This window comes from Rathayibacter sp. CAU 1779 (assembly GCF_054551755.1).
In genome coordinates this window covers 945,670-961,757 of the sequence record NZ_JBTOLK010000001.1, presented here as the reverse complement: position 1 = coordinate 961,757, position 16,088 = coordinate 945,670, and the positions used below count along the sequence as shown (strand labels likewise).

Genomic DNA, 16,088 nt, shown 5'->3' with positions numbered 1-16,088 from the left:
GCACCGTGCCAGCTGTCAGGCTGTGCAGGTGACCGAACTGCTCGTCGTGATTGTCATCGCGTTCATCGTGATCGCGGCCTCGACGCTGCTCGGACCGCGACTCGGCGTCGCCTCGCCGCTGATCCTCGTCGTGATCGGCATCGCCGCGAGCTTCGTACCGGTGATCGGAGCGGCGCCCATCGAGCCGGAGTGGATCCTCGAAGGTCTCCTTCCACCGTTGCTGTATTCGTCGGCCGTTTCGATGCCGGCGATGAACTTCCGTCGCGAGTTCGGCGCGATCGGCGGCCTGTCGGTGGTGCTGGTCATCGTCAGCTCGCTCGTGCTCGGCCTCTTCTTCATGCTCGTGCTGCCCGGGCTGGGTTTCGCGTGGGGCGTCGCCCTCGGTGCGATCGTGAGCCCGACGGATGCCGTGGCCACCTCGATCATCAAACGCACGCCGGTCTCGAAGCGCGTGGTGGCCATCCTCGACGGCGAGAGCCTGCTCAACGATGCGACGGCCCTCACCCTGTTGCGAACGGCGATCGTCGCGGTCGCCGCATCCTTCTCGTTCTGGGGCACGACCGGATCCTTCCTGTACTCGGTGATCGTCGCGGTGATCCTGGGAATCGTCGTCGGACGGGTCAATCTGCTCGTGCGCAGGCATGTCACGGATCCGACGGTCAACACCGTCATCTCGTTCACCGTGCCGTTCGTCGCCGCCGTCCCGGCGACGCTGCTCGGCGGATCCGGACTGGTCGCAGCCGTGGTCGCCGGCCTCATCACGGGCATCCGCGCGCCAAGGGACCTTTCACCGCAGAATCGACTCTCGGACACGCAGAACTGGCACACCGTGGAGCTGCTCCTGGAGGGGATCGTCTTCCTCACGATGGGCGTGCAGCTCAAGTCGATCCTCGAGAGCGTGCAGAAGGATCACGCCGGCGTTGGTGTCGCCGTGCTTATCGCGGCGGGTGCACTCGTGCTCGCCCTCGTCGTGCGTGCCGCGTACGTCGCACCGCTGCTGGGCTCGCTGTCTCGCAGCCGCGGACGCAACGAACAGCTCGAGGCACGACTGCGCACCATGCAGGAGAGGATCGAGTCGCCGCAGGGTCGAGACGAGACCGCCGCTGCGATGGATGCCCGCCCGGGTCGCAACGGCACGGAGCGGAACCTGCAGCGATTCGCGTCGCGCATCACCCGCAGTCTGGCCGACATCGACTACTTCCGGCGGCAGCATCTCGGCTGGCGCGAGGGCATCGTGATCGTCTGGGCCGGCATGCGCGGGGCGGTGACGGTCGCTGCGGCCCAGTCCCTTCCGACCGACACGCCTCAGCGGTCCGTGCTCGTGCTCATCGCGTTCGTTGTCGCTGCGCTGTCGCTCCTCGTCCAGGGCGGAACGATCGGATCCGTGGTGCGCTGGCTCGCACCGAAGGTCGATCAGAAGGCGCTGGAGGAGCAGAACACGGAAGAGCGCACGCAGCTCATGGAACTGATGCGCACCAGCGCGGAGGGCATCCCCGAGCCCGCCCGACTCGAGACCGAACCCACTCAGGAACAGTTCCTGGCCGAGAAGGCGTATCGGCTGGCGGTGCTCGAAGCACAGCGATCCGCGCTGCTGGACGCCCGCGACAACGGCACCTTCGACGCGGATGCGCTGGCGAACGCGCTCGCCAACATCGACGCCTCGCAGATCGCCATCGAGCTACGAGGCGAGCCCGTCGACTGACGGCCGCGCCCCGTGCCGCCTCCGGCGAAAGTGCACGGCTTCCGTGCACAACCCCGGTCCCGAAGGTGCGCGAACGTACCCACGAAAGTGCGCGAATGTACTCCCGAAAGTGCGCGAATGTACTCCCGAAAGTGCGCGAACCTACTCCCGAAAGTGCGCGAATGTACTCCCGAAAGTGCGCGAATGTACTCCCGAAAGTGCGCGAATGTACTCCCGAGAGTGCGTCACCGCGCCCGACTCCGCCGCGCACGGTACGCCGCGCGCGCATCCGCGTCGAGATGCTCCGTCGAGTAGGACAGCATGGTGGCGGGCATCCGCTCGGCGTTCGCGTCGAGGAAGCCGATGAGCAGGGCGCGGTCGACGCGCTTGCCGACCTCGCGGAGCATCCATCCTGTCGCCTTCTGCGTGAGGTCGCGCCTGTCGTCCACATCGAGAACGAAGGATGCCAGTTCGAGCGTCGTCGAGGCATCCCCGCGTTTGATGAACGCGAACGTCGACAGCAACGCGACGCGGCGCCACCACAGGTCGCCCGGATCTGCCGAGTCGCCGCGAGCCAGCTCGAACAGGATGAACCGCGGCCGGTCGTACAGGTACTCGCCGAGCACGAACTCGGCGGATCCGTCGACGAGATCCCAGTTGTTCACGCGTCCGGCGCGCACGGCGACGAGGTAGAAAGCGGCGAGACGTTCACGCTCGTCGTCATCGCGGGTTCGGGGCGCCGATGCCCGCGCGAACAGTGCGTTCAGCGCGACGAGTCCCGCGAGCCGATGCTCGTGCACAGGGCTCTGCAACAGCTCGCCGATCGCCTCGAGTGACAGTGCGCCGGATCGCTTCACCACGGCCCGCACGTCGGGAACGCGCACGCCGATGAAGACGTCGCCCTCGCCGTATTCGCCGGGTCCGGTCTTGAAGAACCTCTGCAGGAAGACTGCGTCCTCGGGATCCGCAAGCGCATCGAGCGCCGCCATCACGGCTTCCGCCGCGCTCTGCTCCTGCCCACTCACCGCGTCGGATGCCACGCCAACAGTCAACCGCGCACCAGGCCCCTTCGCACCCTTGCCACTGATCGAGCCGTTCCTACCCCCGAAAGTGCCCGTTCCTACCCCCGAAAGTGCCCGTTCCTACCCCCGAAAGTGCCCATTCCTACCCCCGAAAGTGCCCGTTCCTACCCCCGAGGGTGCCCATTCCTACCCCCGAGAGTGCCTCCGACGTGAAGAGAACAGGCTCTCTCGCGCGGAGGAACGGGCACCCCGCGCGAAGGAACAGGCACCCGCGAGGAGGAACAGGCACCCGCGAGGAGGAACAGGCACCCTCGAGGAGGAACAGGCACCCTCGAGAAGAGAAACGGGCACTTTCGGGGGTAGGAACGGGCACCCTCGCGCGGAGAAACGGGCACTTTCGGGAGGAGGGACGGGCACCCTCGGGAGGAGGGACGGGCACCCTCGGCGCAGAAGACGCGCCCGTCCCGGGAGGGACGAGCGCGTCTTCGTACGGGTCAGCGCGATGCGCGCGAAATCAATACCAGTTGTACGACTGCGAGTGCGACCAGGCACCGCACGGCGTTCCGTAGGAGGCGGCGATATAGCCGAGACCCCACTTGATCTGGGTCGCCGCGTTGGTGGCCCAGTCGGTTCCGATGCTGGCCATCTTCGAGCCGGGGAGGGCCTGCGGGATACCCGTGGCACCGCTGGAGTTGTAGGCCTGGTAGTTCCAGCCGGACTCACGGTTCCACAGGCTGTTCAGGCAGGAGAACTGGTCGCTGCCCCAGCCATAGCTGGAGGCCATGGTGGACTGCGCGTAGGAGCGGGCGCCGTCGGGTGTGTTGACCTGCGCGAGTGCCGCAGCGGCGGCGGCGGCCTCTGCCGCGGCCTTGGCAGCAGCCTCCTCGGCCGCCTTCTGCGCGGCAGCGACAGCAGCATCGTGCTCAGCGGCGGCCTTGTTCGCGGCGGTCACCGCTGTATTCGCCGCAGTGGTGAGCTTGCGCAGCGTGGCGGAATCGGACGAGTAGTTGTCCCTCAGCGCGGCGATCGCGGTGTCGAGCTTGCCGAGATCCGCCCGACCCTGCACCTGCTGCTCGGTGATCTGGGCGACGGCCAGGGCGTCGAACGAGTCCTGCGCAGCCGTGTGCTGCGCCGACATCGGGGCGATGGGCGATCCCTTGACCACCTCGGAGAGGGCTGCAGCCTGCTTGGCGGGCTCGGCGTAAGCGTTCGAGACGACCACGGGGGTCACGACCGCGGAGACCGCGACGACGGCGGCTGCAGCGACGGTCAGGCCTCGCTTGTTCTTGACCGCCTTGGCGGTGAGGTTCTGGAAGGAGTTTCTGATGGTGCCGGGAGAAATACGGTCGGAGAAGGTCAAGGGGTTCCAATGCTCGGGTCTGCCCCGCGTCGTCCACCCGGTCTTGCGCGCACGCTCCACCAGGAAACGGATGCCACGCGACACACAAGGGTCGCGTCCATCCGGGCGGGTTGGGCACCCCGGAGTCATGCTCGACCGCTCCGCCGCGTTCGGGCACAGCGGAGCAACGGCGTAGGACCACGCCGGCAGGACACCCCGCGGCTGCCACACAGCAGTCCGTCGGGTCGGGGCGTTCATCGTGCCGCGGCCGCCGCCCGGGTAGGTGCGGGCGAGGTCGCAGCGCGACGACTGGCGAAACGTTACCCATCCGCTCTGAACAGGCTGTGCACAGAGGCTCCGAGGCCTCTGGGAGCGGATCCGCCGCGGAATTCCGCGGATTTCGGACCGCAAATCAGACTGTCCCCGATTTCGCAAACCGATCAGGACTTGCGAACTCAGCAAAATCAAGGCTCGTCAGGCCTTTTCGCAAGGGGTCGTCGAGCCTTTTCGCAGTGGGTCGAGCGTCTCCGAGAGGGTGGACCCGGCGGGACGGACCGCGGGCCGTCTGCGTCCGACCCGGCTCTACGGCGAGACGGACAAGAACAGGAACGCGGCGAAGATCACGAGGTGCACACCGCCCTGCAGCTTCGTGGCGCGCCCAGGGACGACGGTGAGGATCGTCACCAGGATGGAGAGCGCGAGCAGCACGATCTGGGTGTTGCCGAGGCCGAGGACCAGCTGCTGAGGCATCCAGATCGAGGCCACCGCAACGGCGGGGATGGTGAGCCCGATGCTCGCCATCGCGGATCCGAGCCCGAGGTTGAGGCTCGTCTGGATGTGGTTGCGCTGCGCGGCCCGCACGGCCGAGATGCTCTCCGGCAGCAGGATGACGAGCGCGATGATCACGCCGACCACGGACTCCGGCAGCCCCAGCGCGACGACGCCGCCCTCGATCGACGGCGATTCGAGTTTCGCCAGCCCCACAACGGCGACGAGCGAGATGAGCAGCAGCACGAGGCTGATCAGCGTGGCGCGGAGCGACGGCGGCTTCTCGTGGTCGGAGTCGTCGTCGGCGTCGCCGTCGGTGTTCGTGCTCTCGTAGAGCTCAGCACTCGCGGCGAGGCCGTGCTTCTGGCCGGGCTGCGCCGCGGTGTCGGAGACGGGCAGGAAGAATCCGCGATGCGAGATGGTCTGCGTGATGACGAAGAGCACGTAGAGCGCCAGTGACGCGATCGCGGCGAACGTCAGTTGAGTGGGCGAGAACCGCGGACCGGATGCCTCGGTGAAGTCCGGCAGCACCAGGCACAACACCGCGAGCGTCGAGACCGTCGCGAGCGCGGCGCCGGATCCCTCCGAGTTGAACCGCACCGTGCCGAACTTGAACGCCCCGATCAGGATGGAGAGCCCGATCAGCCCGGTGGTCGTGATCATGAACGCCGAGAACACCGTGTCGCGGGCGAGCGTCGCGGCGTGCTCGTCCCCGCCGGCGGACAGCGTGACGATCAGGCCGACCTCGATGATGGTGACGGCCACGGCCAGAATCAGGGATCCGAACGGCTCGCCGACCCGGTGCGCGATCACCTCCGCATGGTGCACCGCCACCAGGATGACCGCGATCAGGATGACCGCGAACACTATCGCGAGCCCCACCCCCGGCTTCGATCCCCACGCGATCACCAGGGTGATCGCCGCGATGACCGGGACCGCGAGGGGCACCCATCTGCCGATCGTCCGCATCGTCGTCACCCCTCCATCCTCGCAGGCACCGGCCTGGGCCCTCCACCGCTGCTTGAGCCCGTCGAAACCAGCACCTCAACCGGTGGCGACAGACCGACCACAATGGAACACGAGGCCGGCATCGCCCAACGCCGCCCGATCCTCTCCGACACCGACAAGGAAGCAGACACGATGGCATTCCGCAGCTGGCGCTCCCTCGCACCCGGCCAGGTCAGCAGGCTCGTCGTCTTCGACATCGCGTCCGGCGACCGCACCGTCGTCTACGAGAGCGACACGGCCGTCTTCGAAGCACCGAACTGGGCGGTGTCGCCACACTGGGGCGACGACGAATGGCTGGTGGTCAATCAGGACGGCCTCATGTACCGGCTGCCGGTCGAGGGCCTCCCGGACGGGACCTCCCCGATCCTGGTGCCCACCGGAGACATCGACAGCTCGAACAACGACCACGTCATGTCGCCCGACGGCCGTCGCCTCTACATCTCGGCCGAGGACAAGCACATCCACGAGGTGTCCCTGGCCGACGGCACCACGCGGCGGGTCACCCACGACCACGATCGGCCGTTCAACCACTACCTGCACGGCATCTCACCCGACGGCCGCACCCTGTCGTACATCGGCCTCGAGCCGCTCGGCCCGAATCCCGGTCCCGGCACGCCAGCGCTCACGAACGTGTTCACCATCGGGATCGACGGAGCGGACGACACGCAGCTCACCTTCTCCGACAAGCCGCACGATGGCGCGGAGTTCGATCCGTCCGGCGAGTGGATCTACTTCAACTCGGAGCGCGCATCGGATCGCCCGGGGCACGCGCAACTCTTCCGCTGCCGGCCGGACGGATCCGACATCCGTCAGCTGACGTTCGACGAGCGGGTGAACTGGTTCCCGCACGTTGCGCCTGGGGGCCGGGATCTCGTGTATGTGAGCTACCCGGCCGGCGTGCTCGGGCATCCGGCTGACGAAGAGGTGCTGCTGCGGCGCATCGACCCGGACGGCGGCGAGCCGACGGACCTGGTCGCACTGCACGGCGGACAGGGCACCATGAACGTCGCCAGCTGGTCGCCGGACGGCACCCGCTTCGCGTACGTGGAGTACCCGCTGGTTCCGTGAGACCGCTGGCAGAGCTGGGCCGCCGGTTCCGGCGCGTCGCGTAGCGACGTGACGACCGTGCGCGCTGGGGAGCGAAATCAGCGATAGCGCCCCGGGCTCAACCACCGATATAGCGCGGACCGGGTGAAGCGCCCTGGCCGGATGCGCGGTTACGCTCACGCGCATGAGCCTGCGTGAACGTGTCGACAGCGTGCGCGAGAGCGCGCGGGGCGCCGCGACGAGTCGTGAGTCCGTCGCCCTCGGAGTCGGCGCGACGGCCTTCGTCATCGTCGCGGTCGCAGCGCTTTTCGTGTTCGGCACGTCGGAGCAGCCCATCACCGGGCCGGGCTCGCTCGGCCAGTTCGCGTCGATCGCCAGTGCCGTCACGGCCGTGGTCGTGTTCGTCGTCACCTGGCTTCTGGTCGTCCGCGGGCGGCTGCAACAGCACACGATCGTGGGCGTGCTCATCGATCTCGTGGCGCTCACGATCGCGCACACGGTGATCTGCCTGCTGCTCTGGCTCGTGCTCGGCCAGGTCATGGAGCTGAGCTTCAAGGGCGCAGTCGTCTACGCCTTGCCGGCCGCGGTGCTCGCGGGTGGGGCGGCCGCCATCAGCGGCTACTTCGTGTTCCTCTCGGCATGGGGCATGAACGGGATGCGACTGGCCGGCGTGCTCGCCGTGTTCCTCGTGCTGGGGGCTGTCGCCAGCATGATCACGGCATCGGATCCGCATTGGTGGCAGAAGAACCTGAGCGCGCTGGGCATGACCAACGACGTCTCGTCGTTCGCGTTCAACCTCACGCTCATCGTCGCCGGCCTGCTCGTGACCACGATCGCGCGGTACGCGACGGCGGCCCTCGTGCGCATCCCGCGCAGGGTCGGGGTGGAGGTCGTGCGATGGTTGCTCGTCGCGCTCGGCCTGCTGCTCGCGTGCGTCGGGATCTTCCCGGTCGACAGGTTCTTCGTCGTGCACAATTCCGTCGCCTGCGGCATGGTGGTCGCCTACCTGGTGATCACGGTCGGGCTGCGCTGGTTCATTCCGGAACTGCCACGCACGTTCGTCGCACTCGGCATCGTGTTCCTGCTCGCGATCGTCGTCGCCGCGGTCTTCTTCGCCGTCGGCTACTACAACCTCACGGCGGTCGAGATGATCGCTGCCGTGCTCATCTTCAGCTGGCTCATCGTCTTCTTGCGCACCGTGTCAGCCACATCCAACGACCTCGAGACGGCGTCGCACGCCGTGGAGATCCCAAGGGAGGCGCCGACCGTCGGCCGCCATGCACGCGCCGACGTCGACCTCACCGATCTCGACGACCCCGCTGCGGCGCTCGCGCTCGGTGACGCGGCGGACACCGCAGGTGCGGGCTGACACCCAGTCGCGCCGCCGGCGTCGCGCCCGCGCGGCGTCTCTGCCGACACGGCCGCGCTCGTGACGCAACGAACGCCTGACGCAACGAACGAGCGCACTTCAGTCTCGATACGCAACAGTTCGTCTCAACTCGGCAAACTCATCCCCGAACCTCGTCGTTACCCTCGAAAGAGACGCAATCCATTTCACTTTCAAGGGGGTTAGCCGTGTCCACGATCCTTTCCACCGCGGAGCACGCGGCGACCACACTCGATGCCGCGGCGGCGGCACGTCTCGCCTCGGTGGCGACCGACCCCGCGTGGCTGCGGCTGAAGGCGGCGGCCACGAGCATCCAGGCCGACCAGGTCAAGGACGGCTCGATTCCGGATGCCTCCCGCCACGCGGATGCCCGCGCTCACGTCGACACGATCGTGCGGTCCATCGTCGAGCTGGCGCCCCTCTTCCCTCACGACGCCGACTATCTCGCCACGCTGCAGCGCGATCTCGGACGCTGGACGGATGACGCGTTCGGCGTTCCGGACTTCTACGACTCCCTCGTGGCGTTCCAGCCCCAGCGGCACCGCGTCGACGGCCTGCGCCACCTCGTGGTGTTCCCGATGTACACGCAGAACGGATCGACGGATCGCCACGTCGAGGCACTGATCGTCGAGACGATCTGGCCCGAGTTCGTGGCCGAGCTGGAGCGCACGGACTACGGCAACAAGCTGTTCGTCTCGCTGCGGCTCGTCGACTTCACGCCGGGGTACGACACCAATTCGGCCGTGCTCTTCCCTGAGACCGTTGCGATGCGTGAGCTGCCTACCTTCACGTGGGGTGCGATCTTCCAGGACCGGGAGGCCGCGCGCTACCGCGTTGTCGTGCGGGCGGCATCCGACATCACGAAGCTCGAGCTGCCGGCGGAGGCGGCGAAGCTGCTCGATGACCAGAGCCTGATCGAGCAGACGTTCGTGATGTGGGACATCATCCACGACCGCACCCACATGCGCGGCGACCTGCCGTTCGACCCGTTCATGATCAAGCAGCGCATGCCGTACTTCCTCTACTCGCTCGAGGAGCTGCGCTGCGACCTCACGGCCTATCGCGAGGCGTACCGGCTCGAGCAGACCCTCGGCGCGCTGCCGCGCGAGGAGCTGTCGGAGAACCAGGCGAGCATCCTCGAGCACGCGAAGCTCGTGCGGTACGCCATCCTTTTCGACCGCATCTTCCGGTTCCCGATCACGGGGAGCCGCGTGCGAAACTACGACGGCCTCGGCGGACAGCTGCTGTTCGCGTGGCTGCACCAGCACCACGTGCTCGACTGGACAGACACCCGACTCTCCATCGACTGGGATGCCGTCGGCGACGCCGTCATCGCCCTCTCGGATGCCATCAACGAGTTGTACTGGCGCTCGATCGACCGCCCCAAGACAGCGCACTGGCTGGCCTCCTACGAGCTCGTCAGCAGCGTGCTCGCGCCGAACCCGGCATCCGTCTGGGCGAGGGGTCTGCCGGATGCCGTGCTCGCCGGCGCACCCAAGGGCTACACGGATGCCGTTCTCGACGATGAGTTCCCGCTCTCGATGTTCTACGAGGCGCTGAACAAGAAGATGGGCGACACGATCGAGTCGACCAAGGGGATCACGGCCACCACGCGCGTCTGATCGGTCGTCAGGAGTACGAGCCCGCGGTCGCCGCCACTGTTCCGAGAATCCCGATGAGCACGATCACGTAGAACAACAGGAACAGCACGACCAGCCCGAGCGACACATAGCCGATGATGACGGCCGCGAGCGCGAGGCCGTGGCCGCGTTCTCCGGTGCGCTTGATCTGCGACAGTGCGATGTGCCCGAGGATGATGCCCACCAGGCTCACGAACCACACCGAGACGAAGGCGCCGATGGCGAGACCGTTCGTGGGAGGCGCCGCAACGACGTACACCGGCTGCACGTATCCGGGCTGCTGGTATCCGTTCGCCGGGTAGGACTGCTGCGCCGGGGCGTTGTACTGCGGATCCGACATCGGTGCGGTCCTCTCGGATTGTGAACTGGGGGTCGCGAACTGCGGGGTTCGGGTTGCGAGTCGTCTGCCGCGCGTCGTGATCCGGGTGATGTTGATGGGTGGTGGGAAGGGATGGAGGGCGCCCGGTCGAGCTGGGCGCCCTCGTGACAGCGTCAGTAGCTGTAGGTGCTGACGCTCGCCGACGCGGCACCGACGATGATCGCGAAGATGATGAGCAGGATCGCGAGACCGATGGCGACGTAGCCGATGATGACAGCAGCGAGCGCGATGCCGCGTCCGCCCTCACCGGTGCGCTTGATCTGCGAGAGGGCGATGTGCCCGAGGATCACTCCGAGCAGCGAGACGAACCACACGACGATGATCGAGACGATCGCCAGCGTGTTGGTCTTGGCAGGCGCGACGGCGGGCTGCTGGGGCGCAGCGACGGGGGTCTGCGGATACGTCACAGGGATATCTCCTTCTGCGCCCGAAAGGCGCGGACAAAGGGGGTAGGGGAGATGGTGCACCCCATATCCAAGCAGAGCCATGAGACGGGGCGCCATGGGGTGCACTCCCCATGTCCGTATGTGAAAGCTCTCAGTATGGTGGCGGTCGTGAAAATCGGTAGAAAGACTCTTTCGCTCCTCGGTGGCGCCGCGCTGGTATCCGCACTGGTCGTCGTTCCCGCGACGTCCGCGAGCGCATCGACCAAGTGCGTGGACAACGTCTACGGGTACGGCGGCTATTCGACGTGCATCGGCGACATCCAGAAGATCCTGAACCTGTACCTGTCGATCAACGGCTCGTATCGTCTCAAGGTCGACAACTCGTACGGCAACGCGACTCGGGACGCGGTCAAGGACTTCCAGTCGGCCGCACCCAACCGTCTGTCAAGTGACGGATGGGTGGGCCCTGCCACCTGGAAGAAGCTGTGCGCCCAGAAGTTCGGCTACGGCAACTCCGCGTTCCTGAACTCGGCGTACGCGGCCCAGAAGAACGCGGGCTGCCCCAGCTGATCCACAGAGACTGACAGGATCCGACGAAGCCCGGTGGGCGGCTCGCGTGTGCGTGCGGAACACCGGGCTTCGTCGCGATGGTCGGCTACCCGGCCGCAACCGTGCTCTCCGCGGCGACCCAGGCGTAGCCGTCCGGGTCGGTGAACGTCCCGTCGGCGATGACCGCGAGGCGGTGCGCTCCGCTTCCGGCCGGGTCGATGCCGACCTGCTTGGCGAGCGCGGCACGCTTGTAGAGGGCGAGCGTGACCGCACCGGAGTCGAACTCGACGTAGGCGGGGAAGTTCTTCTTCGTGCTCAGACCCTGCTCCTGGTAGAAGCGCTTGCTGGCCTTGACGCTGTCGACGCCGAGCAACAGGACCAGCTTCTCGATCTCCCCGGTGGCCGGACCCGTGGCGGTCTTGTTCGCACTGGCGATCTGCCACGCGGTGCCGTCAGGGGCCAGAAGCGAGCCACCGTAACCCCAGAGGCTCTTCTCGACGGGCTTGAGGACCTGGGCGCCCGCGGCCAATGCCCGTTCGGCGGCCGCGTCGACATCCCCCGGCTGGATGAAGATGAGCGAAGGGGCGAATCCGCGGAAGCCCGTGCTGGGCTGGGTGGCTGCGCGCACGCCGACGCGATCCGCGAGGCCCAGGGCGTCACGGTAGAAGGACTGTGCGGACGCCACGGCGTCCGGATCCGTTTCGATGGTGATGCTGTGAATGCTCATGCTTCGACCATAGGAACGGGCTCGCGGCGGCACTTCTCGATTCCTGCTGGATGCGAGGGCGGTGCGCATCCGCTCCCTGCGACAGGATGAGGCATCGCGAACCAGCTTGCGCGGCTCGTGCCTCGTCCGTGCATCGACGAAGATGGAGAGACCATGACTCACCGCCTTCATGACCCCGAATCCCGCGCTTTCGCCTCCGACAACTACGCGGGAGCGCACCCGGAGATCATCGACGCCATCGTCGCCGCGAACACCGGCCACCAGATCTCCTACGGCGAGGATGCCTACACCGAGCGCCTGCACGAGGTGTTCGCCGAGCAGTTCGGCGACGGGGTGCAGGTCTTCCCGGTGTTCAACGGCACGGGGGCGAATGTGACGGCGCTGCAGTCGATGCTTCCGCGGTGGGGCGCGGTGGTGTCGGCATCCACCGCCCACATCAACACGGATGAGGGCGGCGCGCCGGAGAAGGTCGGCGGGCTCAAGGTGCTCACCGTCGACACTCCCGACGGCAAGCTCACGCCCGAGCTGCTCGACAAGCAGGCCTGGGGCTGGGGCGACGAACACCGCGCGCAGCCCTTGGCCGTCTCGATCACGCAGACCACGGAGGTGGGCACGTGCTACACGGTCGACGAGGTGAAGGTGCTCACCGAGCACGCGCACTCGCTCGGCATGTGCGTGCACCTGGACGGCGCGCGCATCGCCAACGCGGCCGCCCACCTGGATGTCCCGCTCCGCGCGTTCACGACCGATGCGGGCGTTGACCTGCTCAGCTTCGGCGGCACGAAGAACGGCCTGCTGCTCGGCGAGGCGATCGTGGTGCTGAATCCGGATGCCTCCGACGGCCTGCACTACCTGCGCAAGGTCAACATGCAGCTGGCCTCCAAGATGAGGTTCATCTCGGCCCAGCTCATCGCGCTGCTCACCGACGACCTCTGGCTGCGCAGCGCGCAGCATTCCAACGCGATGGCGACGAAGCTGCGGTCGGGGCTCGAGGATGCCGTGGCATCCGGATCCGCGCCCGGCCTCGGCTTCACCCAGGCGACCGAGTCCAACGGGGTGTTCGCCACGCTGCCGAAGGCCGCCGCGGACCGCGTGCGCGAGGCGTACCGCTTCTACGACTGGGATGCCGCGGGCAGCGAAGTGCGCTGGATGTGCGCGTGGGACACCACGGAGGACGACGTCGACGGATTCGTCGACGCGATCCTTGCGGCGCTCGCGGCATAGGCGACTGCGGCAGTCACCCGCCCCGGCGTCTGCCGAGACACTCAACCTTCGGGCGGATGGATGCCCGGCGGAGGCTGGGTGACGTCGCTCTCGTGGTGCGGCGCGGTTTCGACGTCCCCGTGCTCGTCCACCGGGGCCGGACGATCGTGCGAGTGCAACATCGCCGTGATCATCGAGTTGGCCACCGCCAAGAACGGCACGGCGAAGAGCGCACCTGGCACACCCGCCAGCCCGGTGCCGGCGGCAACGCCCACCACGACGGCCAGCGGATGCACCTTCACTGCGCCGCCGACGAGCAGCGGCTGCAGCACGTGGGCCTCGAGAAGGTGCACGCCGAGCACACCGGCCAGCATGATGATCGCCTGAAAGGGTCCTCCGAACACCAGGGCGATCGCGACGGCGACGATGCCCGACACGATCGCGCCGATCACCGGGATGAAGGAGGCGATGAGCACGACCACAGCGATCGGCGCAGCGAGAGGCAGCCCGAGGAAGAACGCGACAAGGCCGATGCCGACGCCGTTCACCAGCGCGACCACGATCTGCACCCGGACGAAACTGGTCAACGTTCCCCACCCGGCGGTCCCGGCAGCGGTGAGGCCCGTGCGCGCGCTCCGGGGGAAGAGGCGCACGATCCAGCGCCAGATGCCTACACCGTCGATGAGCATGAAGATGGTGGCGAACAGCGCGATCAGCGCGCCGGTGAGCACGTGACCGGTCGCCGCTCCCACCTTGAGCGCCCCGCCCAGGATGCTCGAGGCATCCTTCTGAAGGAAGGCTGTCGCATCCTTCAGGTAGTTCGCGAGCTCGTGATCGCTCACGCTGAACGGTGGCTGCCGCAGCACCTCGCGGGCACGTTCGTAGGCCGCCATCCCCTCCCTCTGAAGTTGCGGGATGCCGGCCCGCACCTGCCAGACCACCAGCAGAACGAACGCCCCCACGATCACGGCAAGCGCCAGCAGACACACGACGATCGCCAGCCACTTCGGCCAACGACGTCTGGTCAGCGCCGCCACGCTGGGCTGCACCAGTGCGCACACCAGCAGTGCGATCAGCAACGGGACCACGACATCCTGGAACACGATGACGAGGTAGATCACAACCCCGGCGAGCGCTGCGATGACGAGCAGCCGCCACGCCCATTCGGAGGCCGCACGCACGCCCATCGGCAGCCCCGTGCCGCTCCGCTGGCCGACGCCGTTCCGGTCTAGTTCGCTCATCCGATGAACGATACGGAACGATCCCGCACTCAGGCAGGGGTGTACATTTCCGGCCAGGCAGCGCCGCGGCATGTGGTGCGGGCAGCCGCTTGCGTTGCCGGAGCACCGGTTCGACGCGCGACGTCCGGGATCTCGGACACCGGCCACGCCGTGCCCGAGGCGCCGCTCGGGTCGCCGACGCACACTGGATCCGTGGGCGTCTACGTGTCAGCGCTGGAGCTGTTCTCGATCGGGATCGGACCGTCGAGTTCGCACACCGTTGGACCGATGCGTGCGGCCCGCGACTTCGTGCTCAGGTTGGACGAGCGCGGCATCCTCGACCCGGTGACTCGCGTCTCGTGCACGCTCTACGGTTCGCTCGGCGCAACGGGTCTCGGGCATGGCACGCCCGACGCCGTCGTCGCCGGGCTGCAGGGTTTCGAGCCGGAGAGCGTCGATCCGGATCTCGTGCGCGCCGCCTGGTCGGGCTGGCCAAGCGGGCAGGCGCTCGCTCTGGCGGGCGTCCACGCGGTGCCGTTCGACAAAGACGACGTGGTGTTCGCGCCGCGCACACGGCTGCCCGGTCATCCGAACGCGCTGACGCTCGCTGCGAGGGATGCGACCGGTGCGGTCATCGCGGAGGAGACGTACTACTCGGTCGGCGGTGGGTTCATCCGACGCGAGGGCGAGTCGTCGCTCTCCCAGGCGCCGACCGCCCATGCCTTCCCTCTCGCATTCGACAATGCAGCCGAGCTCCTCGCACTGTGCGACGAGCGTGGGATCACGATTGCCGAGGCGGCCCGCATCAATGAGGAATCACTGCGGTCCGAAGCGGACGTTGCTGCAGGACTCGACGCCATCTGGGATGCCATGGCCGACTGCGTGCAGACCGGCCTGCGCACCGGTGGCGCGCTCCCCGGACGGCTCGGAGTGAAGCGGCGCGCCGCCGCGATCCGCGAGCAACTCGAAGAAGCCGAGCGCGAGGGCCGCAGGGAGCTGCCGGGCGAATGGCTCGGCGCCTTCGCGCTCGCCATCAACGAGCAGAACGCGGCGGGTGGTCGGGTCGTCACCGCTCCGACGAACGGCGCGGCGGGTATTGTGCCGGCGGTCGGCATGTATTGGTGGCGATTCCTCGCGGATTCCGGGCTCGGAGCCCTGAACGCGGTGACGCCGCACGGCGAACTCGTCGGCAGTGCATTGCTGGGTGCCTCGGGAACGGACGGCGCTTCGGGAACGGACGATGACGACACGGTCGTTGAGGCGAACCGGCGCAGGGGGATCCGTCGTTACCTGCTCACGGCGACCGCGATGGGCAGCCTCTTCAAAGCGAACGCGTCGATCTCCGGCGCCGAAGGCGGATGCCAGGCCGAGGTCGGATCGGCGTGTGCGATGGCGGCGAGCGGCCTGACTGCCGTCATGGGCGGCACGAATCGGCAGATCGAGAACGCGGCGGAGATCGCGATGGAGCACCATCTGGGGCTCACGTGCGATCCGGTCGGCGGACTCGTGCAGATTCCGTGCATCGAGCGCAACGCGATCGCCGCATCGACCGCCGTGACCGCCACACGGCTGGCGCTTCGCGGCGACGGGGCACACTACGTGTCGCTCGACGCCGTGGTGGAGACCATGCGCCAGACGGGCATCGACATGTCCACGAAGTACAAGGAGACGAGCGAGGCGGGCCTCGCGGTGAACGTCATCGAGTGCTGACAACAGGACATCCGCCCGGAAA

14 protein-coding genes are annotated in these 16,088 nt (G+C 67.6%); 7 read left to right on the top strand and 7 right to left on the bottom strand.

Going from position 1 to position 16,088, the window contains the following annotated elements; genetic code table 11:
• Positions 1–28 precede the first annotated feature (28 nt).
• The gene (locus ACX9R5_RS04395) at positions 29–1,702 is read left to right on the top strand and encodes a cation:proton antiporter (RefSeq protein WP_459407776.1); all 1,674 of its coding nucleotides are present in this window, start codon (positions 29–31) and stop codon (positions 1,700–1,702) included.
• A gap of 224 nt (positions 1,703–1,926) precedes the next feature.
• Here ACX9R5_RS04395 and ACX9R5_RS04390 read toward each other — a convergent pair whose 3' ends face one another.
• The 3 genes from ACX9R5_RS04390 to ACX9R5_RS04380 form a co-directional block, all read right to left on the bottom strand.
• Positions 1,927–2,721 carry a DNA alkylation repair protein gene (locus tag ACX9R5_RS04390; protein WP_459407775.1) on the bottom strand — a complete coding sequence of 265 codons (795 nt, stop codon included), beginning with the start codon at positions 2,719–2,721 and terminating at the stop codon, positions 1,927–1,929.
• Positions 2,722–3,217: 496 nt separating this feature from the next.
• Positions 3,218–4,063, bottom strand: coding sequence for an aggregation-promoting factor C-terminal-like domain-containing protein (locus ACX9R5_RS04385; RefSeq protein ID WP_459407774.1), 846 nt, complete (start codon positions 4,061–4,063; stop codon positions 3,218–3,220).
• A 561-nt stretch (positions 4,064–4,624) separates the two neighbouring features.
• Positions 4,625–5,779, bottom strand: coding sequence for a calcium:cation antiporter (locus ACX9R5_RS04380; protein WP_459409038.1), 1,155 nt, complete (start codon positions 5,777–5,779; stop codon positions 4,625–4,627).
• A 102-nt stretch (positions 5,780–5,881) separates the two neighbouring features.
• Here ACX9R5_RS04380 and ACX9R5_RS04375 point away from each other — a divergent pair, with 102 nt between their 5' ends.
• The 3 genes from ACX9R5_RS04375 to ACX9R5_RS04365 all read left to right on the top strand — a co-directional run bounded on the left by ACX9R5_RS04375 (position 5,882) and on the right by ACX9R5_RS04365 (position 9,874).
• Positions 5,882–6,886, top strand: coding sequence for a TolB family protein (locus ACX9R5_RS04375; protein WP_459407773.1), 1,005 nt, complete (start codon positions 5,882–5,884; stop codon positions 6,884–6,886).
• Between the two features lie 163 nt (positions 6,887–7,049).
• Complete coding sequence (locus tag ACX9R5_RS04370) at positions 7,050–8,234, top strand: DUF998 domain-containing protein (RefSeq protein WP_459407772.1); 1,185 nt, start codon at positions 7,050–7,052, stop codon at positions 8,232–8,234.
• Between the two features lie 215 nt (positions 8,235–8,449).
• Entirely contained in the window at positions 8,450–9,874 is a 1,425-nt protein-coding gene (locus ACX9R5_RS04365) for a DUF6421 family protein (protein ID WP_459409037.1), read from the top strand.
• Positions 9,875–9,881: 7 nt separating this feature from the next.
• On the opposite strand, the gene ACX9R5_RS04360 is transcribed toward ACX9R5_RS04365, so the two are convergent.
• Both ACX9R5_RS04360 and ACX9R5_RS04355 read right to left on the bottom strand, forming a co-directional pair.
• Positions 9,882–10,232 carry a DUF4190 domain-containing protein gene (locus ACX9R5_RS04360; RefSeq protein WP_459407771.1) on the bottom strand — a complete coding sequence of 117 codons (351 nt, stop codon included), beginning with the start codon at positions 10,230–10,232 and terminating at the stop codon, positions 9,882–9,884.
• Between the two features lie 152 nt (positions 10,233–10,384).
• Positions 10,385–10,678, bottom strand: coding sequence for a DUF4190 domain-containing protein (locus ACX9R5_RS04355; protein ID WP_459407770.1), 294 nt, complete (start codon positions 10,676–10,678; stop codon positions 10,385–10,387).
• A gap of 147 nt (positions 10,679–10,825) precedes the next feature.
• On the opposite strand from ACX9R5_RS04355, the gene ACX9R5_RS04350 reads away from it, so the two are divergent.
• Positions 10,826–11,227 carry a peptidoglycan-binding domain-containing protein gene (locus ACX9R5_RS04350; RefSeq protein ID WP_459407769.1) on the top strand — a complete coding sequence of 134 codons (402 nt, stop codon included), beginning with the start codon at positions 10,826–10,828 and terminating at the stop codon, positions 11,225–11,227.
• Positions 11,228–11,312: 85 nt separating this feature from the next.
• On the opposite strand, the gene ACX9R5_RS04345 is transcribed toward ACX9R5_RS04350, so the two are convergent.
• On the bottom strand, positions 11,313–11,933 hold the full coding sequence (locus ACX9R5_RS04345) for a VOC family protein (protein WP_459407768.1): 621 nt from the start codon (positions 11,931–11,933) through the stop codon (positions 11,313–11,315).
• Between the two features lie 153 nt (positions 11,934–12,086).
• On the opposite strand from ACX9R5_RS04345, the gene ACX9R5_RS04340 reads away from it, so the two are divergent.
• Positions 12,087–13,157 (top strand): threonine aldolase family protein, encoded by a 1,071-nt coding sequence (locus tag ACX9R5_RS04340; RefSeq protein WP_459407767.1) that lies wholly within the window; start codon positions 12,087–12,089, stop codon positions 13,155–13,157.
• Between the two features lie 41 nt (positions 13,158–13,198).
• Here ACX9R5_RS04340 and ACX9R5_RS04335 read toward each other — a convergent pair whose 3' ends face one another.
• Positions 13,199–14,377, bottom strand: coding sequence for an AI-2E family transporter (locus ACX9R5_RS04335; protein ID WP_459407766.1), 1,179 nt, complete (start codon positions 14,375–14,377; stop codon positions 13,199–13,201).
• Positions 14,378–14,569: 192 nt separating this feature from the next.
• Between ACX9R5_RS04335 and ACX9R5_RS04330 the strand changes: the two genes are divergently transcribed.
• The gene (locus ACX9R5_RS04330; RefSeq protein ID WP_459407765.1) at positions 14,570–16,066 is read left to right on the top strand and encodes an L-serine ammonia-lyase, iron-sulfur-dependent, subunit alpha; all 1,497 of its coding nucleotides are present in this window, start codon (positions 14,570–14,572) and stop codon (positions 16,064–16,066) included.
• Positions 16,067–16,088 lie beyond the last annotated feature (22 nt).